Source organism: Alishewanella longhuensis (genome assembly GCF_014653435.1).
In the GTDB taxonomy this organism is placed as follows: Bacteria; Pseudomonadota; Gammaproteobacteria; order Enterobacterales; family Alteromonadaceae; genus Alishewanella; species Alishewanella longhuensis.
The window spans coordinates 20,046-40,599 of record NZ_BNAO01000006.1; the positions used below are offsets into that span (position 1 = coordinate 20,046).

Here is a 20,554-nt window from a genome sequence, read left to right on the forward strand (position 1 = left end):
GCAAACATACCGAAGGGTATAACTACCAAATTGCTAATGAGGACTTGGTTATGACTAATGTAGATTTTTCTCCGTTTTATCGTTCTTTTATCGGTTTTGATCATCTGGCAGCCCTGATGGATGCCGCCGCGCGTAATGAAAAGCAGCCCGCTTATCCACCCTACAATATTGAAGTAACAGGGGAAGATCAGTACTGCATTACGATGGCCGTCGCCGGCTTTACCGAGCAAGAACTGAGTATTGAAACCGAACACAATACGCTCCTGGTAAAAGGCCAGAAACAGGCTAAAGACGAAAGCCGCCGCTTTGTGCATCAGGGTATCGCCGAGCGCAATTTTGAGCGTAAATTCCAGCTATCTGATTATATTAAAGTCACCGGCGCTCAGCTAGAAAACGGTTTGTTGCATATCTTATTGGTACGTGAAGTACCTGAAGCGCTAAAACCGAGGAAAATTAGTATTGTTAGTGAAAAAAGCCAAACCAGAGCTCTAGAACAAGCTAGCTAATCAAACACTGGCTTCTTCCACAGAAACATCAGGGGCCCAAGCCCCCCCTGATGTTTTTTGATTATTGGCTATTACAAGTGCTGATACACCAATCGCTATTTAAACTGATTATTAGTAATAACTACCGAAAAGTCTTAACACCCTGAACTAATTTCAAATTTAGTCAGTAAACCTTGAATATATAAGGGATACTGGCATAATCTTAATATCTTCTGAATTCAGTATCAGTCTGGGATAAATAGCCCCTATGGCGGTTAACAGTAACTCTACCCTACTAAAAAGACTTATCCAGCAAAGTTTTATTGATGGTGAGAAGGTATCACGCCTAATTAATGAAAAAGGTCGGCAGTATCGCACCTTACCCGAACTATTAATTAATGAAAAACTCATCTCTGCTCAAGATCTTGCAGAAACTGCTGCCAGCATTAATCAACATCTTATGTTGGATCTGGATCATTTCAATATTGCCTCAATACCCGATGAGCTGCGCAACGAAAAGCTGACCCGCAAAAGCGATATGCTACCCTTAAGTAAGCGTGGCAGGACAATGTATCTGGCGGTAGTCGATCCTACCAATATCGCGGCAATTGAAGATTTTGAATTTAATGCAGGCTTAAACGCTGAAGTAGTTGTAGTGCAATACGATAAACTGCACAAACTGCTTGATAAGCTATTTGAGAACGCTTACGACAGTATCGGCAGTAATGAGGGTGACTGGGACCTCTCTGCTATGGGTGTGGTAGAGGATAAGGCTGATGAAGCTGACTCAGTGCAAACCGAGAAAGAAGACCAACCCATCATTACCTTTATTAACAAGATACTGTTAGATGCTATTCGCAAAGGCGCTTCAGATTTACATTTTGAACCCTACGAAAAACAATACCGCATTCGCTTTCGCATCGACGGTATACTTAACGAAGTTGCCAGTCCGCCGGTGGCATTATCTACCCGTCTATCGGCGCGTTTGAAAGTTATGTCCAGACTAGACATAGCGGAAAAACGGGTACCGCAAGATGGTCGAATTAAACTCAAAATTTCTGCAAAAAAATCTATCGATTTTAGGGTAAGTACTTTACCGACCCTCTGGGGCGAAAAAATTGTAATGCGGATCCTAGATTCTGACAGTGCCATGCTGGGTATTGATGTTTTGGGATATGAGCCAGAGCAAAAACAACGCTACCTGGATGCCTTGGCTCAACCGCAAGGTATGATATTGGTAACAGGACCAACTGGTAGCGGTAAAACAGTATCACTCTATACAGGCATTGCCATATTAAATACCGAAGAAACCAATATTTCTACCGCGGAAGATCCTGTAGAGATTAACCTACCTGGCATTAATCAGGTGCAAGTGAATCCGCGTGCTGGGCTAACTTTTGCGTCGGCATTAAAGGCTTTCTTACGCCAGGATCCCGATGTCGTGATGGTAGGGGAAATCCGTGATTTGGAAACCGCTGAAATAGCCATCAAGGCAGCGCAAACCGGTCACTTGGTACTATCGACCCTCCATACTAATTCAGCACCAGAAACCCTGACCCGCTTGCTCAATATGGGGGTTCCAGCATACAACGTGGCAAGTTCCGTCTCTCTGATTATTGCGCAGCGTTTAGCTCGTCGACTATGCCCAAAATGCAAAAAGCAGGAAGATATTCCGCATGCGGAATTACTGCGCCAAGGCTTTCGGGAAGAGCAACTAGCTAGTATTACTATTTTCAAACCTGTTGGTTGTGATCACTGTACAAACGGCTATAAAGGTCGGGTAGGTATTTATGAAGTTATGCCAATAAGTCAGCGAATGGCTGATATAATTATGGAGAATGGTAATTCTCTAGATATTGCCACCCAAGCGCAACGTGAAGGAATTTATAACCTCCGACAATCTGGTTTAATTAAAGCCGCAGCCGGTGTTACCAGTTTAGCGGAAGTAAACCGGGTAACCAAAGGATAATAGCAGATGGCGCAGACACAAAAATTTAAAATTAAAGAGCTGCAAGTCTTCACTTATAAAGGCATAAATCGTAAAGGTGATCGTAAAACTGGTGAAATTAAAGCGACCAGTATTGCTGAAGCCAAAGCACTGCTGCGACAGCAAGGTGTCACTGCCTCTACGCTTAAGAAAAAAGCCCGCTCGTTGTTCGGAGATGAAAAGCGCATCACTGCCGCCGATATTTCAATTGTCACACGGCAAATTGCCACCATGTTAGGGGCTGGCGTTCCTCTGGTACAATCTATTGATTTAATTGCAAATGGCTCCGACAACAAAAGCCTACGGGCGCTAATGCAAAAAATTTCTGTGAAAATCCAAGCTGGCTTACCACTATCCGATACTTTGCGTGAGCATCCAAAATATTTTGATGATCTTTACTGTGATTTAGTGAAGTCAGGCGAGCAGTCGGGTGCTTTGGATAGAATTTTCGATCGCATCGCTATTTATAAAGAAAAAGCGGAAGCGCTTAAATCTAAGATTAAAAAAGCCATGTTCTACCCCATAGCAGTACTGGTGGTTGCGGCTATTGTCACCTCCATATTATTGATTTTTGTGGTACCACAGTTTGCTGAAATATTTGGCAGTTTTGGAGCAGAACTCCCTGGCTTCACTTTATTTGTGTTAGGCATTTCTGAGCTGATGCAACAGTATTGGTGGCTGGTTTTAGGTATTCTGATTTTAACCGGTTTCCTTACCGGCAAAGCTTATCGAAATAGTCTTAAATTCCGAACGGCTGCCGATGCCTTAATATTAAAAGCGCCGGTAATTGGCAATATATTAAATAAAGCTGCCGTTGCGCGTTATGCACGCACCCTCTCTACTACCTTTGCTGCCGGTGTGCCACTGATTGAGGCTTTAGAATCGTCAGCCGGCGCTGCGGGCAACGAGATTTACAAAAACGCTATTATGGAAGTACGAGATGAAGTGTCGTCGGGCAATCAGATGCATTTCTCCATGAAGCAAACGGACCGTTTTCCAGAAATGGTAATTCAAATGGTCGCCATTGGCGAAGAGTCAGGGGCACTAGATAGCATGCTGGCCAAAGTCGCCAATATTTATGAACAAGAAGTTGATGATGCCGTAGACGGCTTAACGGCATTATTAGAGCCACTGATTATGGCGGTGTTAGGGGTAATTATCGGTGGCTTAATTATTGCCATGTACCTGCCCATTTTCCAGTTGGGGAATATCGTCGGATGATAGAGTTTTTAGCCGTTCTGCAACAAATGCCGTGGTTGTTTATCAGTATTGTTGCCTTGTTCAGTTTAGTGGTTGGTAGCTTTCTCAATGTGCTGATTTATCGTTTACCTATTATGATGGAGCGCGAGTGGCAATCTGAGTTTAAAGCCTATTTTCAGCAGGCTCAGGAACAGGGGGCGGTAGCGACCTTCAACTTAGCGGTACCCCGCTCAGCTTGTCCCAGCTGTAACACGCCTATAGCCGCTTACGATAATATTCCGCTGTTAAGCTGGTTAGTATTGAAAGGACGCTGTCGTCATTGCCAGGCAGCTATTAGTACACGCTATCCCGCAGTAGAACTACTTACCGCAGTACTATCTGCCACCATTGCCTGGCAACAAGGGCCTACGCTAACCGCAGCTCTGCTGATTTTTTTAACGTGGGGCTTAATTGCACTTAGTTTTATTGATATTGATAAGATGCTGTTACCTGATCAACTTACCTTACCGCTGTTATGGCTGGTGTTACTCTTTAGCTTATCCGATGCTGCCTTAGTAACACCAGCTCAAGCGATTCTTGGTGCAGCTGCCGGCTATCTGAGTTTATGGTTAGTGTACTGGGCTTTCAAAATACTCACGGGTAAAGAAGGCATGGGCTATGGTGACTTTAAGCTACTGGCCATTTTTGGTGCTTTGCTTGGCTGGCAACAGCTACCGCTGATTATTTTATTATCGTCGCTAGTCGGAGCTATTATCGGTACCAGCTTACTGGCTATCCAGGGTAAAGATAAAGCCACACCAATTCCTTTTGGCCCTTACATAGCCGCCGCAGGCTGGATTGCGATGCTTTGGGGAGAGCAAATCACTGGTCTTTACCTGGGCTATCTTGGTTTATGATCATAGCGGACAACCTTAGCTTGCTGATAGGCTTAACTGGGGGTATCGGCAGCGGTAAAAGCACCGTGGCAGACCAGTTTGCAAAACTGGGCGCGAGCTATGTTGATGCGGATATGGTTGCCCGTGAAGTAGTTGCGCCAGGTACTAGCTGCTTAGCGGCCATCGAGGCAAAATTCGGCAGCGTTATTTTGCAGCAAGATGGCCAACTTGACCGTGCGGCACTCAGACAACTTATTTTCCAGGATCTAAGCGCTAAACAGTGGCTGGAGTCTTTGCTGCATCCGGCTATCCGCCAACAAATGTTGCAACAACTGCGAAATAGCCAAACACCTTACACTTTGTTAGTTGCCCCACTGTTGCTAGAAAATGGTTTAGATAAACTAGTACAGCGCGTCTTAGTGATTGACGTTAGTGAGGAAACCCAGCTACTGCGTGCTATAAAACGTGACCAGAATAGCGCCGAGCAGATAAAAGCTATTATGGCCGCGCAGTTTAGCCGACAACAGCGTTTAGCCTTAGCTGATGATGTTATCGACAACAATGGCACGACTAACGAACTTTTACAGCAAGTGGCGCATTTACATGAAAAATATCTTGAACTAAGCGGCAAAATAAGACACAAAGAGCAGTGATGACTGCAGAAATAGTATACGAACATCCACTAAGCGAAAAAATCCGCACTTATCTGCGGATTGAGCACTTATTCTCACAATTAGCCGCCCTTTATGCTGAAGCTAATCATGCACAGCAACTTAGTTTCTTCAGCACACTGTTTGCGCTCATCGATGTATTAGACCGTAACGATGTTCGTCCCGACTTAATTAAAGATGTTGAGCGTTGTGAAAGCCAATTGGTCGCTTGGTCGAGCCATCCCTCGGTTTCTGATCGCAAGTTACAAACACTACTACAACAAGCACTGCGCTTGCAAAGTGAATTATTACGCAGCGGTAAACTGGTTAATCAACTGAAAGACGATAAGTTTCTGGCGCCATTACGCCAGCGTTTTGCCATGCCTGGTGGCTGTTGTTACTTCGATATGCCACAATTGCAATATTGGTTGGGCTTGCCCACCACCGAGCAGCAGCAGCAAAAATCTGACTGGCTAACGCAACTGCAATTGGCAGAGCAAGCTATACAGTTTGTACTCAGCTTTATTCGTGAGCGTGGACAGTTTTGTGAAATTTATGCCGAGAATGGCTTTTACCAACAAAACGCCGAACAATATGAGCTACTACGTATTAAATATACGCACAGCTGCTGCTCCTTTCCTACCGTAAGCGGTAACCGCTACCGTTATGCTATTCGATTTATGCAATTGTCAGAACAGGATGGTCGTAGTGCCTGTGCCGATGCTGTGCGTTTTCAGCTTGCCTGCTGCTAAAGAGCAGCAATTACAGCGCCGCAACTCAACATCGTTATCCCTTATCTGTTACAATTTACTCCTGTGATAACCTTACCCAACAATAAGCGGAGCGACTTGTGTCAGTAACAGTAAAATGTCCGGTATGCGAAAAAAAGGTCATTTGGGCCGCAGAATCTGCGTTTCGCCCTTTTTGTAGCGAGCGTTGCAAACTGATAGATCTAGGCGATTGGGCAGCGGAGAACCATCGTATCCCGGATAAACTACCGATTGATCAGCAGTTGTCTGAAGAATACCTGGCTGAGCTGGAGCAGGATATGCTGCAACAGGACAACCAGTTTTTTAAAGATTAAACGAGCATCACAGCAGTTTTAGTTATAGTGGCCAGTAGCAAAGTTAAGCTAAACCGCAAAACTGTTGTTGCAAACGGGCAACAATAGGCTGATTAGCATCGGGAAAGGTCAGCTGATGCAAGCTAGCGATATCTACCCACTGCACAGGTTGCCCTTCCACGCCATGCGGCTCGCCTTCAAAAGCACTAACCAACCAAATGTCGAGCAACACTGAACGCTCTGGATAGTCATAGGCTAGTTGCATTAGCGGTTGGCAGGCAGTCACGCTGATTGCCAGCTCTTCTCGCAATTCGCGTTTAAGGGCGTTTTCAGCGGCTTCACCCTGTTCCAGCTTCCCTCCTGGAAACTCCCACTTATCACCCTGATGTTGCTTGGCATGACGCAACGCCAACAGCACTTGCTGCTGGCGGATAATGACCCCTACGGCAACATGCAGTTGCGGCTTAGCTAAGTTGGCCATGGCAGTGTTTGTATTTCTTACCTGAACCACAAGGGCAAGGATCGTTACGGCCCACTTTCACGCCATCTCGCATTACAGGTGCACTATTTTGTACCCCTGGCGGTAACTCACCGCCGATTTGTTCTGCTTCGTCATGCTGGTAATTATGTGGCACATTGTCGGCTTTACGACGTTGCTCTTCAACAGCTTCAACGTCTTCTGCAGCTCGCACCTGTACCCGGCTAAGTACGCCAATCACATCCAGTTTCAGGTTGTCCAGCATGGTCGAAAACAATTCGAAAGCTTCACGCTTATATTCCTGCTTAGGATTTTTTTGAGCGTAACCACGTAGATTAATACCCTGACGCAAATGATCCATGGCAGCCAAATGCTCTTTCCAATGCGTGTCCAGGCTTTGCAGCATAATGGCTTTTTCGAACTGACGCAGTACTGAGGCGCCAACCATTTGCTCTTTTAAGGTATAAGATGCTGAAATATCTTGTTGGATCCGTTCGCGCAGCTTCTCTTCAAACAACTTTGAATCGTCTTTTAACCATTGAGCAATAGGTAACTCGACACCAAAATCTGCTTGTAAGCGTTTCTCCAACCCTGGAATATCCCACATTTCATCCAGCGATTGCGGCGGGATATAGTCGTTAATCACACTTTCAACCACATCTTCACGAATAGCATTAATGGTGTCGCTAATATCAGTGGCATCCAGTAAATCGTTACGCTGCTCATAAACTACTTTACGCTGATCGTTGGCAACATCATCAAACTCAAGTAATTGCTTACGAATATCAAAGTTACGTGCTTCAACTTTACGCTGTGCATTCTCAATAGCTCGGCTCACCCAGGGGTGCTCAATAGCCTCGCCCGGCGCCATACCTAAACGACGCATCATTCCCGCCATCCGATCTGAGGCGAAAATACGCATTAAAGCATCGTCCAGTGACAGATAAAAACGTGAAATACCCGGATCGCCCTGACGGCCGGCACGGCCGCGTAACTGGTTATCGATACGGCGAGATTCATGCCGCTCGGTACCAATAATATGTAAACCACCGGCGGCAATTACCGCATCATGCCGCTGCTGCCAATCGGCTTTCGCTGCAGCAATGGTAGCGACATCTACATCGGCACCCAGTGCTTTAAGTTCAGATTGTAAGCTACCACCTAATACGATATCGGTACCACGGCCAGCCATGTTAGTAGCAATGGTTACGGTGCCTGGTCGACCGGCATCAGCAATAATTTGTGCTTCGTTGGCGTGAAACTTGGCGTTTAATACTTGATGTTTTATCTTGGCTTTATTTAATAAATTCGATAAATACTCTGAGCTTTCAATAGAGGCAGTACCCACCAGTACTGGACGACCCGCATCACGCGCTTTTTGAATATCTTCAATAATAGCGTTGTATTTATCATCTGCGGTCAGATACACCAAGTCAGCCAGATCCTGACGCACCATTGGTTTATTGGTTGGTACTACAATGGTTTCTAAACCATAGATTTGCTGGAATTCGAAAGCTTCTGTATCTGCCGTACCTGTCATACCGCCCAGTTTGTCGTATAAACGGAAGTAATTTTGGAAAGTAATAGAAGCAAGTGTTTGGTTTTCGTTTTGAATACGCACGCCTTCTTTGGCTTCGACCGCCTGATGCAGACCTTCTGACCAGCGGCGTCCTTCCATAGTCCGGCCGGTATGTTCGTCAACAATAACAATTTCACCCTCTTTTACCACGTAATCAACATCGCGCTTAAACAGCTGATGCGCGCGCAAGGCAGCGTACACATGGTGTAATAAAGTGATATTAGCGGCAGAAAATAAGGTGTCATTTTCAGCAATCATGCCACGCTCGCGCAGCATTTCTTCTACTTTAATTTGACCTTGCTCGGTAAGGTAAACCTGACGGGCTTTCTCATCTACTGTGAAGTGGCCATCGCCATGATTGCCTTCTTCATCTTCTTTTTCCTGCTTGACTAACTCAGGAACCAGTATGTTGATTTGCTTATAGAGTTCTGAGCTATCTTCTGCCGGACCAGAGATAATCAGAGGTGTTCGGGCTTCATCAATTAAAATAGAGTCTACTTCATCAATAATGGCAAAGGCTAAATCACGCTGTACCCGGTCTTGCGGTGAAAAGGCCATATTGTCACGCAGATAATCAAAGCCAAATTCGTTATTGGTGCCGTAGGTAATATCAGCAGCATAAGCTTGTTGCTTTTCAGGATGCGCCAGGCCAGGAATATTTACGCCAACTGTTAGCCCTAAAAAACTAAACAACGGCTCATTAGTTTGTGCGTCGCGCTTTGCCAGATAATCGTTAACCGTAATAACATGCACGGATTTACCGCTTAACGCATTTAAGTACGCTGGCAGGGTGGCGGTTAAGGTTTTACCTTCACCGGTGCGCATTTCAGAAATTTTGCCTTGATGCAGTACCATACCACCTAGTAATTGCACATCAAAATGCCGCATATTAAAAACACGTTTACTGGCTTCACGCACGGTGGCAAAAGCTTCGGCAAGAATGTCATCCAGACTGGCACCATCTTTTACCCGTTGCTTAAACTCGCTGGTCTTATTTTTTAGTTGTTCGTCACTCAGCTTTTCGTATTCAGCTTCCAGGGCATTAATTTGTAACACCTGTTTTTTTAGCTTTTTTAAGAAACGGTCATTACGGCTACCAACTAATTTGGCAAAAAGTTTTCCAAACATTATCCAGATACCATTTTAAGTTAAAACTGCTATGCAGCCCTGGCTATGCCAGTGTTTATAGTGATTGTAAAATCCGTACTACCTGAGGTAGTAGCAGACTTGACTGGGCCCTTCAGTCGCTTGGGTATAGGTCTGTCACAAAAGGCAGACACTGGCAAAAGTTAACAGGATATGGTGCTGAATTATCCGGTTTTCAAGGGGCTTATGCTACTGCCTGCCTTGAAAAACTGTTACACTTTATTAGCCATTATCCTCGTCAACACAGGTTACCTGCTGATGAAACGTTACAGCCATAAACCGGAAGATTTAGCCAAGTTGTTTGGCCAAAGCCCGTTGGCTAAAGTACAACGACAGCACCAGCAAGTTTCGCAGCTTAATGCCGAACTCTGCCAGATCCTGCAATTATCACATCTGAGTTTTTGCCAGGTAGCCACCATAAAAGATGGTCGAGCTATTATTTTGTGCAGTTCAGCTGCCTGGGCTACCCGTCTGAAAATGCAACGCGATGCCATTCTAGACAATTTCCGCAGAAAAATCTTGCCTGATTTAGCCGGGATTGACATTGAGGTGTCACCAAATGGTCAAAATATTCCTTTGCTTGTGCAAGAAACTGCCGCTAAGCCCTATATGGCCGCGATGAGTGAAGATAGCAGAGCAAAGTTACAACAAGCCGCTAACCTGACTAATGGCCCAGTGCAACAAGCTTTGCAGCGACTGCTAAAGTAGCCATACCGTACCGGAGTTGTATGGATAACTTGGTTTTGGTACCGGAGTTATGTGGATAACAGTACCGGAGTTGTATGGATAACTTGGTTTTGGTACCGGAGTTATGTGGATAACATAAAGAGTTAAAAAAGAGGGTTTAAAAAAGCCGCTTAGCGGCTTTTTTAACATCAGACAGTTGCTTAGGCTAATTGGGGTGCAAGAAAAGAGATAGGCATTTCTGCTTTGTCTTCAAAGGTAACAAATTCCCAATTTTCCTGATTGGCCAACACGGCGCCTAATAATTGATTATTCAGGGCGTGACCTGTTTTAAATGAGCAAAACTCACCTAAAATGCTGTAACCGGCCATATACAAATCACCAATCGCATCCAGAATTTTGTGTTTGATAAATTCGTCTTCATAGCGTAAACCGTCTTGGTTTAACACTCTGAACTCATCTAACACCACAGCATTATCCATACTGCCACCTAGCGCCAGATTGTTCGCCCGTAAAAACTCAACTTCGTGCAGGAAGCCGAAAGTACGGGCGCGGCTGATGTCTTTAATAAAGCTGGCGGCAGAGAATTCCATCACCACATGCTGGGTAGTCTCAGAGATCACCGGATGATTAAAGCTGATAGCAAAGTCTAGTTTAAAGCCATTATACGGCTTGAACTCAGCCCATTTATCGCCATCTTCTACCCGCACCGCACGTTTAATCCGAATAAATTTTTTCGCTAAACGCTGTTCGGCAATCCCCGCTTCCAGCAATAGATAAACAAATGGATTGGCACTACCGTCCATAATCGGAATTTCTGCCGAATCAACATCAATAACCAGGTTATCAATGCCTAATCCAGCAATAGCCGCCATCAGATGTTCGGTGGTTGACAGGCGCACGCCCTGTTCATTAATTAAACAGGTACACATCACGGTATCACCCACTAAAGAGGGGGTAATTTTAAAGTCAACAACCGGGGTCAAGTCTACACGACGAAATACAATACCTGTATTGTCAGGTGCAGGCCGGAGAGTAAGCGTAACCTTTTCACCTTTATGTAGCCCAACACCTACGGTACTGACTGTGTGGTTGATGGTACGTTGTTTAATCATAAGTTTTTCCTGCTCAATTAGTAAGCAACGATAAACGGGCGCGCAGCATAGCACATGACACTCACTATGCCAAATTATAGCTTAACAGCTGATGAATTTCATCCGCCGTAAAAACTGTTCAAGCATAGCCGCTCAGCGGCTATGCTTAGTCTGCCTGCTTACGCAAAAATGCTGGGATATCGAAGATATCGATACCACCTTTTGCCTCGGCCTGAGGCTTAGCCTGTGGCAATTCCTCACGCTGAGCAACCGTTGCCGGTGCAGCTTGCCGCACGGCATTGCCATGTTGGACATAAGTTGCCGTTACAGGTTCAGCACGGTGCGCTGGCACTAAGCTAATATCTGGCCGACGATCAGCTCCGATACCAGTGGCAACCACTGTTACCCGTAACTCGTCATGCATTTCTGGATCAATTACCGCACCCACTACAACGGTCGCATTCTCAGAAGCAAAGGCTTTAACCGCATTACCTACGATTTCAAACTCTTCGATACTGATGTCTAGACCTGCAGTAATGTTTACCAAAATACCTTTGGCGCCTGACAAGTCGATATCTTCCAATAACGGGCTGGAAATCGCCTGCTCTGCTGCCTCTTCCGCCCGGTCCGGACCACTGGCGCGGCCAGTACCCATCATGGCAGTGCCCATTTCAGACATTACGGTGCGAACGTCTGCAAAGTCCACATTAATTAGACCAGGACGGGTAATTAATTCTGCGATACCCTGCACGGCACCCAGTAAAACATTATTAGCCGCTTTAAAGGCATCTAACAAACTGGTGCCTTTACCCAATACTTTTAATAGCTTATCGTTTGGAATAGTAATCAAGGAGTCAACATGTTTGCTTAACTCTAAAATACCTTCATCAGCATAGGCGGTGCGCTTTTTCCCTTCAAACGGGAAGGGTTTGGTTACCACAGCAACCGTTAAAATACCTAACTCTCTGGCAACTTCAGCCACGATTGGCGCCGCACCTGTACCAGTACCACCGCCCATACCTGCAGCGATAAAAATCATATCGGCGCCTTGCAGGGTTTTCTTGATGGTTTCCCGATCTTCTTCAGCTGAACGCCGACCAATTTCTGGATTTGCACCAGCGCCTAAACCTTTAGTGACGCTGGCACCTAGTTGTAAGGTCACATTAGCTGAAGAATTACGTAACGCCTGTGCATCCGTGTTGGCCGCGACAAACTCTACACCTTCTATATTGCTGGCAACCATATATTCAACAGCATTACCGCCGCCGCCGCCAACGCCTATCACTTTAATAACAGCTTCTTCGCTGTGGTTTTCCATTAACTCAAACATAGCTCTCTCTCCGTTTTTTACGCTTACTTAAAACTGACCATTAAACCAGCTGGTAATTTTTTTGAAAAAACTACTTACTGGATCCCGGCTTTGACCGGCAGCCTTATGCTGGCTGCGCACGTCTTTGCCATAAAGCAACAAACCAATGACACTGGCATAAGCCGGATCATTTACATATTCTCTTAAACCGGTTATATGCATCGGATAACCGAGCCGCACCGGCATCTGGAAGATATCTTCGGCAAACTCCACCGCACCTTCCATTTTCGCTGTACCGCCGGTAAGTACCAGACCTGCAGCAATTTGCTCTTCTAAACCACTGGAGCGTATTTCTTCTTGCACCAGCTCAAATAACTCCTGATAGCGTGGCTCAACCACTTCTGCCAGCGTATGCCGTGACATTGAACGCGCTGGCCTGCCGCCAACACTAGGCACTTCAATACTTTCTTCCTTGCCGACCATGCTGCGCAAGGCGCAGGCATATTGCACTTTTATATCTTCGGCATGGCTCAGCGGTGTGCGGAAAATTTTAGCGATATCGCTGGTTACTTGATTACCTGCCACCGGAATCACTGCCGTGTGACGCAAAGCACCGTTGGTAAAGATAGAAATATCAATAGTGCCGCCGCCAACATCTACTACGCAAACACCCAGCTCTTTTTCATCGTCGGTCAAGACGGCATAACTGGATGCCAGCGAAGAAAAAATGAGCTGGTCGACATGCAGCCCACAACGCTCTACACACTTTTCAATATTCTTCGCCATATCGTTGGCACAAGTAATAATGTGCGCCCGGGCTTCCATGCGCACACCAGACATGCCTACCGGGCTTTTAATACCCTCTTGCATATCAACCGAAAATTCTTGCGGCAGCACATGCAGCATGCGCCGCTCTGCAGAGATCGGCACTGATTTAGCTGCATGAATCACATTGGCCACATCTTCGTTGGTCACTTCAGTATCATTAATTGGCACCATACCGCTTTCATTTTGACAGCGAATATGTTTACCGGTAATACCAAGATAAACGGACGATACCTGGCAGTCGGCCATCAGTTCAGCTTCATTAATCGCCCGTTGCACCGCCTGCACTACCAGATTAAGATCATTTACGCCGCCTTTATCCATGCCGCGGGAGGCATGGCTACCCACGCCAACGATGCTTAGTTGGTTGTCTGCAGTAATTTCACCGACCACTGCTTTTATCTGGGCAGTGCCGATATCCAGGCCAACAATTAAATCCCGCTCTAACGACTTTGTCATGTTTTTCTCTTTGTTTCTGTTATTGCATAGCGCACGGCAATACCCGTGTCGTAACGTAAATCTACCTCAGCCATCCCGGCTGTATTATGTTGCTGCATCGTCGGATATAAATCCACGAAGCGCTGTAACCGTTTTAACGTATCATCCCGCCCCAACTGCAGTAGCACGCCATCTGCCAGCTCTAGCCGCCAGGCAAAACGTTCTGTTAACCAAACCTTGCGAACATCAAACTCGTGCAGCGCTAATAATTGCTGCATATGACTAAACATGTTCAGGGCATCCTGCTCAGTGCCAGCCGGCCCGTGCAATATCGGTAAAGGCATTTGCAACTGTTCTAGCGGGGCACTAAATACTTCCCCTTTTTTATTGATAAGTTGCTCAGTATTCCATATCGCTACCGGTTGCTGCTCTGTTACCACCACCACCAGGGTATCAGGCCATTGTTTGCGCACGGCTACCTGATACACCCAATGTTGCTGATGCAGGAACTGCTGCACCTGATCCACATTCACACTAAAAAAATTACCCACATATTCTTGCTGCAACCGCTGCTGTAATGCAGGCGCGTCTAAATGCTGGAAATTACCATACAGCTTTACCTGCGATATGGGCGCACTTTGCTGATCTTGTACCCAGTGCACTAATTGCCAGCTTAAATAACCGAAAAACAGCAACGAGAAGCCAAAAAACACTACCCCGCTAATAAAAGCGGCGCGGCTAGGTGTTGGCTGAACAGCTTGCTGCAACGTCATTTTAGCTGCGCGCCTTCTCAGCCTGACTCAAAATAGCCAGCACCAACTGTTGGAAACTATAGCCAGCGGCTTTCGCTGCCATGGGTACTAAAGATTTTTCGGTCATCCCCGGCACCGTATTAACTTCCAGCAGATAATGTTGCCCCTGTTGATCTAACATCAAGTCAACCCGTCCCCAGCCGCTGGCACCTACCGCTTTAAAGGCGGCCAGCGCCGTTGCTTGCATCGCTTCTGTTAACTCTGCCGTCAAGGGTGCAGGACACAGATACTCAGTGCTATTAGCCTGATATTTAGCTTCGTAATCATAAAAAGCACGTGGTGTACGCATTTCTACTATCGGTAACACTTCATCATTTAACACGGCGATGGTGAATTCACGACCATTGATCCAGCACTCCAGCAACACTTCCTGGTCATATTGATGCGCCGTGGCAATAGCCGTCGCCAACTCTTCCGCTGTGCTGGCCGCACTCATACCAATGCTAGACCCTTCATTAGCCGGTTTTACCATTACCTTGCCGCCTAATTGTGCGAGCATAGCGGCATAATCGGTATCATCCGGGCGGGCCACCAAAAACGGTGCTGTGGGCAAGCCTTGTGCTTGAAACAACCACTTGCAGCGAATTTTATCCATTGCCAGCGCCGAGCCTAAAACGCCGCTGCCGGTATAAGGTAAACCCAGTAATTGCAAGGCCCCTTGCATAGTACCATCTTCTCCGCCTCGGCCATGCAGCACAATAAACACTTGATCTGCCTGTAAGCTGCTTAATGGCTGCTCTTTCGGATCAAAGGCAAAAGCGGCAACTCCGGCCTCTTGCAGCGCATTTAGCACGGCCTTGCCTGAACGCAGTGACACTTCTCGTTCCGCTGAATGCCCACCAAACAACACCGCCACTTTACCAAACTGATTCATAATGGGGCTCCCTTAGTGGCTTTTAACTGTTCAATATCTAATTGCATAGCCGCCAACTGCTTAACCAAGCTGCCAATATTACCTGCGCCCTGAGTTAATACTACATCGCCATCTTGCAGCACATCAGCCAGGCTGGCGGCTAAGTCGGCGGGTTGTGCTACATAAATCGGTTCAAGTTGGCCTCGGGCCCGGATAGAGCGCGCTAAACTGCGGCTATCAGCACCGGCTATCGGTGCTTCGCCGGCCGCATACACTTCCAGCAACAGTAGGGCATCCACTTCCGATAGCACCTTGGCAAAATCGTCATACAGATCCCGGGTACGGGTATAACGATGTGGCTGATAACACATTACCAAGCGGCGCTCTGGCCAGGCGTTACGCACTGCAGCGACAGTAGCCGCAACTTCAGTTGGGTGATGGCCATAATCATCTAGTAGCAATACTTTGCCACGACCAGTATCAAACTCGCCATATTGCTGGAAGCGGCGACCAATACCTTCAAATTTGCTTAGTGCCGCTAAAATTGCTTGCTCGGCAATACCTTCATCCTGCGCCAGTGCAAAAGCAGCGGTCGCATTTAAAGCGTTATGCTTACCCGGCAGGTTTAGGCTAACTTCACGCTGATTACCCTGTGGATCAGTAATCAAAAACAGACTGCGTGTACCTTGTTGGCTAAAATCGCTAATAACATAATCAGCATCACTACTAAAACCGTAAGTCAGCACAGTGCGGCCAATACGTGGGATGAGCTCCCGTAACACAGGATCGTCCAGACATACTACGGCCATACCGTAGAACGGTAGGTTATGTAAAAACTCTAAATAGGTGGCTTTCAGCTTTTCAAAGTCACCTTGATAGGTGTCCATATGATCAGCTTCAATGTTAGTAATAACAGTGGCCATCGGTTGTAAATGCAGGAATGAGGCATCACTTTCATCCGCTTCAGCAATCAGATAACGGCCAGCCCCCAGCCGAGCATTAGAACCAGCAGAGTTTAACAGACCACCAATCACAAAGGTGGGATCAGCGCCTGCCTCGGCAAAAATAGAGGCCATTAAACTGGTAGTTGTTGTTTTCCCATGGGTGCCCGCAATAGCAATACCATGGCGAAAACGCATTAACTCACCCAGCATTTCGGCTCGGCGTACTACTGGAATTCTTACTTCGCGCGCTGCGGCCACTTCAGCATTATCGGCTTTAATAGCACTGGATACCACCACTACACTGGCACCGCTAATGTTGTCGGCACTGTGGCCAAAAAACAGCTCGGCACCTAAACCGCGCAGCCGATCAGTAACAGCGCCGGGCGCAATATCCGAACCCGATACCTTGTAACCTTCATTTAATAGCACTTCGGCGATACCGCCCATGCCAGCACCACCAATGCCAACGAAATGAATACGCTCAACCCGGCGCATCGCCAGTTTTTTATGTTGTAGGGTGGTAATCATACTGCTCGTCCTGTTACTTGCTGACATAATGCGACGACCTCGGCAGTGGCATTATGCAGTGCCTGCCTGCGAGCATTTTCTCCACGCTGCTGCAGCACACCTTTATCTTTTAAACACGGTGCCAAAATTGGCACTATTCCCGGCTCGGTTAATTGCGCTTGTGCTAACAACCAACCCGCCTCTTTTGTTGTCAGGCTTTTGGCGTTTGCCGTTTGATGATCGTCAATAGCGCTGGGCAGCGGTATAAAGACCGCGGCTAAACCGGCCGCCGCGATTTCGCTGACTGTTAAAGCCCCGGCACGGCATATGACGACATCGGCCCAACGATAAGCCTCTGCCATATCTGTGATAAAAGCACTTACCGTCACTGCCACACCTTTTTCCACTAACGGCTGATAAGCTGCCTGCACGGCCTTCAGCATCGCTTCACCGCTTTGATGACGGACGGCTATCGCACCTGCTGCCGCTAAAGTGGCAAATTGCCCAGGTAATTGCTCATTTAACGCCTTGGCACCTAAACTACCGCCAATCACTAAAATGCGAAGCTCAGGGTTTTCTGGCCGATTTTCCCGACAGCTCAGCAATTCCGAGCGCACCGGGTTACCCACCACATATTGTTTACTGGAACCGGCAAACGCCTGTGGAAAGGCGACCAGCACCTTGTTAGCCAATTTAGCCAATAATGTATTAGTACTGCCGGCAACGGCATTTTGCTCGTGAATAAGTAGTGGCACACCGGCTAACCAGGCAGCTAGGCCACCCGGACCACTGGCATAACCACCAAAACCCAGCACTAACGCAGGCTTTAATTGCTTAATAAGCTTACGTGCCTGCCAAACTGAGCGCATTAACATCAGGGGGGCAGCTAACAGATTGCGTAAGCCTTTACCACGCAATCCTGAAACCTGAATAGGGTAAAATGACCAGCCAAACTGCGGTACCAGACGAGCTTCCATTCTGTCTGCCGTACCCAACCAGGCGATATCCCAACCTGCTTCGCTTAATGCTTTAGCCACGGCTTGCGCCGGGAAAATATGGCCGCCAGTGCCACCTGCCATAATGAGTGCCAGAGGTTTAGTCATTTTTACCCCCGCTGACGGCTTGTTTACCCTGCATCCGCACTTCAAAATCAATGCGCAGTAATAAAGCGGCTGCCATTAACATAATAATTAAGCTACTACCGCCATAACTAACAAAGGGCAAGGTCATGCCCTTAGTCGGTAACATACCGCTCGCCATCCCGGCATTCACTGCGGTTTGAAAACCAATCCAAATAGCCAAGGCATAGGCTAAAAAGCCATGAAAACTCATGCCTTTTTGCAATGCGCGGTTACCCATCATTAGGGCACGGAATACCAGTAAAAATAACAAACATAATAAAACGGCGATTCCCAGAAAACCCGTTTCTTCCCCTATCACCGCAATAATAAAATCGGTATGCGCTTCAGGCAGGTACTCCAGCTTTTGAATGCTGTTCCCCAACCCCTGGCCAAACCAACCGCCGCGACCAAAAGCCATCAAAGATTGTGTTAGCTGGTAACCACTACCAAAGGGATCTGCCCAAGGGTCCAGAAACGCAGTCACTCGTCGCCAGCGATACTCACTGTAGAAGATCAAAACACCCACGGCGGCAAGACCAGTCAGCATCAAAGCGATAAATTGCCACAGCTTAGCGCCGGCTAAAAACAGCAAAACTACCGCTGTAGCGAACATCACTATTACTGTGCCTAAATCTGGCTGCATCAAAAGCAGTACCGCAAAGACAAAAAGCATAATCAAGGGCTTAATAAAACCCATCAGGTTTTCCCGCACTTCTTCATGTCGCCTGACCAGATAACTGGCCAGATAAACGAAAAAGAACAGCTTAGCCGGCTCCGCAGCTTGTATATTGATAGGCCCAACGGCTAACCAACGGGTTGAACCGTTAACGTTGCGACCAAAAATAAGCACTGCCAGCAGTAGTACTAACGCAAAAAAGAGTAACTGCATATTGTAGTTGTGCCAAAAACTTACCGGTAAACGCATCACTACATAAGTGGCAATACAGCCCAGGGTCAAATACACCAGGTGACGATAAGTAAAATGCAGTGGATTACCAAACAACCTTTCAGCCACAGGGATAGAAGCGCTGGTCACCATCACCAACCCTATTGCCAGTACCAATAACAACACACTTAAAAATACACTGTCGTAATTACCCTGATCTTTGCTTTGCCACCAGCTATCCAAGCGTGGTAACGGATTAAAGCGGCCGCCAAGCAGGATAGCTTTCATCACTTCAGCTCCTTCACGGCTTTAGCAAACTGTTCACCGCGATCGGCATAGCTTTTAAACATGTCTAAGCTGGCACAAGCCGGTGACAATAACACCATATCACCCGGCTTAGCTAAATCAGCTGCCAGGCGCACAGCCTGCTGTAAGGTTTTTACCGTTTTGCTGCCCGGCTTTAATGCGGCAATGGCCGGTCCATCCTGGCCAAGCGTAATCAGCTCTTGTACGTCTTGCGTTAACACAGCTTGTAGTTCAGTTACGTCAGCACCTTTGGCATCGCCACCGGCAATTAAAATCAACTTACCGGCAACACTGCTGCGTAAACCAGCCAAGGCAGCGTGGGTCGCGCCGATATTCGTTGCTTTAGAATCATTCACCCAACGTACGCCGTTTAACTCGGCCACCAGCTCGCAACGATGAGATAAACCTTTAAAGGTGCGCAGTGTTTCTGCTATCGCCTGGCGATTGCCGCCTGCTGCCAGTGTCAATGCTGCTGCCACCAGCGCATTGAATTGGTTATGTTCACCAAACAAACTCATTTCGCTAAGAGGTAACAAGGCTTCACCGGCGATCTGTAACCAAGGCTGTTGTTGTTGCACAACGATGCCATAACCCTCTTGGTTGAGCTTTAAACTCAGCGCTAACTCTGGTTGTTGGCTACCCGGTCTGGTAAGCGCATCTTCGGCGTTATAAATAGCCAGTTTACTGTGCCGGAATATCCGCCTTTTTGCCTCTGCATATTCTGCCATGTCGGTATAGCGGTCCAGATGATCAGCACTGACATTTAAGTTGGCACTGGCTAAAGTGTGCAAATTGTCGGTGGTCTCTAATTGGAAGCTCGACAGCTCCAACACAAACACCGCTGTTGCTGGCTGGGCAATGGCTTCCAGTACCGGCAAGCCAATATTACCGGCGGCTACAGCGGCGATACCACTTTGTTTCAGCATAGCTTCGACTAACATCGTCACGGTAGATTTACCGTTTGAGCCCGTAATGGCGACTACCGGTTTAGTATTAAAGCGGGCAAATAGCTCAACGTCACCGATCACTTCAGCGCCTTGCAATCTGGCAAAACGTAAGGCCGGGTGCTTTATTGATAAACCTGGACTAACAATAATAAGTTCCATTTGCGCCAGGCGATTCGCATCTAGCTCTCCCAAATAAATGCCGTCGACCTTTTCTGGGCTAATTTGCTCTAAGGCGGCCGGTTGCTTCCTTGTGTCCATCAATACCGGCTTAACGCCTTTTGACAGCAAAAAGCGCACTGTGGCCAGACCCGAAAGGCCTAACCCCACTACAGCAATACGTTTTGCGGTCAGTTTTGCTTGCATCT

The 20,554-nt window shown here is 47.0% G+C and carries 19 protein-coding genes; 8 read left to right on the forward strand and 11 right to left on the reverse strand.

Annotated elements, in window-relative coordinates; translation table 11 throughout:
* Positions 1-50: 50 nt before the first annotated feature.
* The 7 genes from IE163_RS12315 to yacG all read left to right on the forward strand — a co-directional run bounded on the left by IE163_RS12315 (position 51) and on the right by yacG (position 6,281).
* Positions 51-506: an Hsp20 family protein gene (locus IE163_RS12315; protein WP_189433281.1), complete on the forward strand. Its 456-nt coding sequence runs from the start codon at positions 51-53 to the stop codon at positions 504-506.
* Between the two features lie 247 nt (positions 507-753).
* Positions 754-2,454, forward strand: coding sequence for a type IV-A pilus assembly ATPase PilB (gene pilB / locus IE163_RS12320; RefSeq protein WP_189433282.1), 1,701 nt, complete (start codon positions 754-756; stop codon positions 2,452-2,454).
* A gap of 6 nt (positions 2,455-2,460) precedes the next feature.
* Positions 2,461-3,693, forward strand: a complete 1,233-nt coding sequence (locus tag IE163_RS12325) for a type II secretion system F family protein (protein ID WP_189433283.1) — start codon at positions 2,461-2,463, stop codon at positions 3,691-3,693.
* Positions 3,690-4,568 (forward strand): prepilin peptidase, encoded by an 879-nt coding sequence (locus tag IE163_RS12330; RefSeq protein ID WP_189433284.1) that lies wholly within the window; start codon positions 3,690-3,692, stop codon positions 4,566-4,568. The genes IE163_RS12325 and IE163_RS12330 overlap by 4 nt, the downstream gene beginning before the upstream one ends.
* Positions 4,565-5,200, forward strand: a complete 636-nt coding sequence (gene coaE, locus IE163_RS12335; RefSeq protein WP_189433285.1) for a dephospho-CoA kinase — start codon at positions 4,565-4,567, stop codon at positions 5,198-5,200. The genes IE163_RS12330 and coaE overlap by 4 nt, the downstream gene beginning before the upstream one ends.
* Entirely contained in the window at positions 5,200-5,949 is a 750-nt protein-coding gene (gene zapD / locus IE163_RS12340) for a cell division protein ZapD (protein WP_189433286.1), read from the forward strand. The genes coaE and zapD overlap by 1 nt, the downstream gene beginning before the upstream one ends.
* A 98-nt stretch (positions 5,950-6,047) precedes the next feature.
* Positions 6,048-6,281 (forward strand): DNA gyrase inhibitor YacG, encoded by a 234-nt coding sequence (yacG, locus tag IE163_RS12345; RefSeq protein WP_189433287.1) that lies wholly within the window; start codon positions 6,048-6,050, stop codon positions 6,279-6,281.
* Positions 6,282-6,324: 43 nt separating this feature from the next.
* Here yacG and mutT read toward each other — a convergent pair whose 3' ends face one another.
* On the reverse strand, positions 6,325-6,741 hold the full coding sequence (mutT, locus tag IE163_RS12350; RefSeq protein WP_189433288.1) for an 8-oxo-dGTP diphosphatase MutT: 417 nt from the start codon (positions 6,739-6,741) through the stop codon (positions 6,325-6,327).
* Positions 6,725-9,445, reverse strand: coding sequence for a preprotein translocase subunit SecA (gene secA / locus IE163_RS12355; protein ID WP_189433289.1), 2,721 nt, complete (start codon positions 9,443-9,445; stop codon positions 6,725-6,727). The genes mutT and secA overlap by 17 nt, the downstream gene beginning before the upstream one ends.
* A 276-nt stretch (positions 9,446-9,721) precedes the next feature.
* On the opposite strand from secA, the gene IE163_RS12360 reads away from it, so the two are divergent.
* Positions 9,722-10,171, forward strand: a complete 450-nt coding sequence (locus IE163_RS12360; RefSeq protein ID WP_189433290.1) for a DUF721 domain-containing protein — start codon at positions 9,722-9,724, stop codon at positions 10,169-10,171.
* 179 nt (positions 10,172-10,350) lie between these two features.
* Here the strand turns inward: IE163_RS12360 and lpxC are convergent, their stop codons facing one another.
* From lpxC to murD, 9 genes are all read right to left on the reverse strand, one after another.
* Positions 10,351-11,262 carry a UDP-3-O-acyl-N-acetylglucosamine deacetylase gene (gene lpxC, locus IE163_RS12365; protein ID WP_189433291.1) on the reverse strand — a complete coding sequence of 304 codons (912 nt, stop codon included), beginning with the start codon at positions 11,260-11,262 and terminating at the stop codon, positions 10,351-10,353.
* A 145-nt stretch (positions 11,263-11,407) separates the two neighbouring features.
* Complete coding sequence (gene ftsZ / locus IE163_RS12370; RefSeq protein WP_189433292.1) at positions 11,408-12,571, reverse strand: cell division protein FtsZ; 1,164 nt, start codon at positions 12,569-12,571, stop codon at positions 11,408-11,410.
* A 27-nt stretch (positions 12,572-12,598) separates the two neighbouring features.
* Positions 12,599-13,834: a cell division protein FtsA gene (gene ftsA / locus IE163_RS12375; protein ID WP_189433293.1), complete on the reverse strand. Its 1,236-nt coding sequence runs from the start codon at positions 13,832-13,834 to the stop codon at positions 12,599-12,601.
* Positions 13,831-14,586, reverse strand: a complete 756-nt coding sequence (locus IE163_RS12380; RefSeq protein WP_189433294.1) for a cell division protein FtsQ/DivIB — start codon at positions 14,584-14,586, stop codon at positions 13,831-13,833. Before IE163_RS12380 ends, ftsA begins: the two co-directional genes overlap by 4 nt.
* Before the next feature lies 1 nt (position 14,587).
* Positions 14,588-15,499 (reverse strand): D-alanine--D-alanine ligase, encoded by a 912-nt coding sequence (locus tag IE163_RS12385; protein ID WP_189433295.1) that lies wholly within the window; start codon positions 15,497-15,499, stop codon positions 14,588-14,590.
* Positions 15,496-16,950, reverse strand: coding sequence for a UDP-N-acetylmuramate--L-alanine ligase (gene murC / locus IE163_RS12390; protein WP_189433296.1), 1,455 nt, complete (start codon positions 16,948-16,950; stop codon positions 15,496-15,498). The genes IE163_RS12385 and murC overlap by 4 nt, the downstream gene beginning before the upstream one ends.
* Positions 16,947-18,032 carry an undecaprenyldiphospho-muramoylpentapeptide beta-N-acetylglucosaminyltransferase gene (gene murG, locus IE163_RS12395; RefSeq protein WP_189433297.1) on the reverse strand — a complete coding sequence of 362 codons (1,086 nt, stop codon included), beginning with the start codon at positions 18,030-18,032 and terminating at the stop codon, positions 16,947-16,949. Before murG ends, murC begins: the two co-directional genes overlap by 4 nt.
* Positions 18,025-19,224, reverse strand: coding sequence for a cell division protein FtsW (gene ftsW / locus IE163_RS12400; protein ID WP_189433298.1), 1,200 nt, complete (start codon positions 19,222-19,224; stop codon positions 18,025-18,027). Before ftsW ends, murG begins: the two co-directional genes overlap by 8 nt.
* Entirely contained in the window at positions 19,224-20,552 is a 1,329-nt protein-coding gene (gene murD, locus IE163_RS12405) for a UDP-N-acetylmuramoyl-L-alanine--D-glutamate ligase (RefSeq protein WP_189433299.1), read from the reverse strand. Before murD ends, ftsW begins: the two co-directional genes overlap by 1 nt.
* Positions 20,553-20,554: the final 2 nt, after the last annotated feature.

Excerpts from the sequence above, each read along its gene's own strand:
- lpxC (WP_189433291.1), bottom strand. The coding sequence starts at position 11,262 with ATGATTAAACAACGTACCATCAACCACACAGTCAGTACCGTAGGTGTT.
- ftsA (WP_189433293.1), bottom strand. The coding sequence starts at position 13,834 with ATGACAAAGTCGTTAGAGCGGGATTTAATTGTTGGCCTGGATATCGGC.
- ftsW (WP_189433298.1), bottom strand. The coding sequence starts at position 19,224 with ATGAAAGCTATCCTGCTTGGCGGCCGCTTTAATCCGTTACCACGCTTG.
- murC (WP_189433296.1), bottom strand. The coding sequence starts at position 16,950 with ATGATTACCACCCTACAACATAAAAAACTGGCGATGCGCCGGGTTGAG.
- zapD (WP_189433286.1), top strand. The coding sequence starts at position 5,200 with ATGACTGCAGAAATAGTATACGAACATCCACTAAGCGAAAAAATCCGC.
- IE163_RS12385 (WP_189433295.1), bottom strand. The coding sequence starts at position 15,499 with ATGAATCAGTTTGGTAAAGTGGCGGTGTTGTTTGGTGGGCATTCAGCG.
- ftsZ (WP_189433292.1), bottom strand. The coding sequence starts at position 12,571 with ATGTTTGAGTTAATGGAAAACCACAGCGAAGAAGCTGTTATTAAAGTG.
- mutT (WP_189433288.1), bottom strand. The coding sequence starts at position 6,741 with ATGGCCAACTTAGCTAAGCCGCAACTGCATGTTGCCGTAGGGGTCATT.
- pilB (WP_189433282.1), top strand. The coding sequence starts at position 754 with ATGGCGGTTAACAGTAACTCTACCCTACTAAAAAGACTTATCCAGCAA.
- IE163_RS12360 (WP_189433290.1), top strand. The coding sequence starts at position 9,722 with ATGAAACGTTACAGCCATAAACCGGAAGATTTAGCCAAGTTGTTTGGC.
- IE163_RS12315 (WP_189433281.1), top strand. The coding sequence starts at position 51 with ATGACTAATGTAGATTTTTCTCCGTTTTATCGTTCTTTTATCGGTTTT.
- murD (WP_189433299.1), bottom strand. The coding sequence starts at position 20,552 with ATGCAAGCAAAACTGACCGCAAAACGTATTGCTGTAGTGGGGTTAGGC.
- murG (WP_189433297.1), bottom strand. The coding sequence starts at position 18,032 with ATGACTAAACCTCTGGCACTCATTATGGCAGGTGGCACTGGCGGCCAT.
- IE163_RS12380 (WP_189433294.1), bottom strand. The coding sequence starts at position 14,586 with ATGACGTTGCAGCAAGCTGTTCAGCCAACACCTAGCCGCGCCGCTTTT.
- IE163_RS12325 (WP_189433283.1), top strand. The coding sequence starts at position 2,461 with ATGGCGCAGACACAAAAATTTAAAATTAAAGAGCTGCAAGTCTTCACT.
- coaE (WP_189433285.1), top strand. The coding sequence starts at position 4,565 with ATGATCATAGCGGACAACCTTAGCTTGCTGATAGGCTTAACTGGGGGT.
- IE163_RS12330 (WP_189433284.1), top strand. The coding sequence starts at position 3,690 with ATGATAGAGTTTTTAGCCGTTCTGCAACAAATGCCGTGGTTGTTTATC.
- secA (WP_189433289.1), bottom strand. The coding sequence starts at position 9,445 with ATGTTTGGAAAACTTTTTGCCAAATTAGTTGGTAGCCGTAATGACCGT.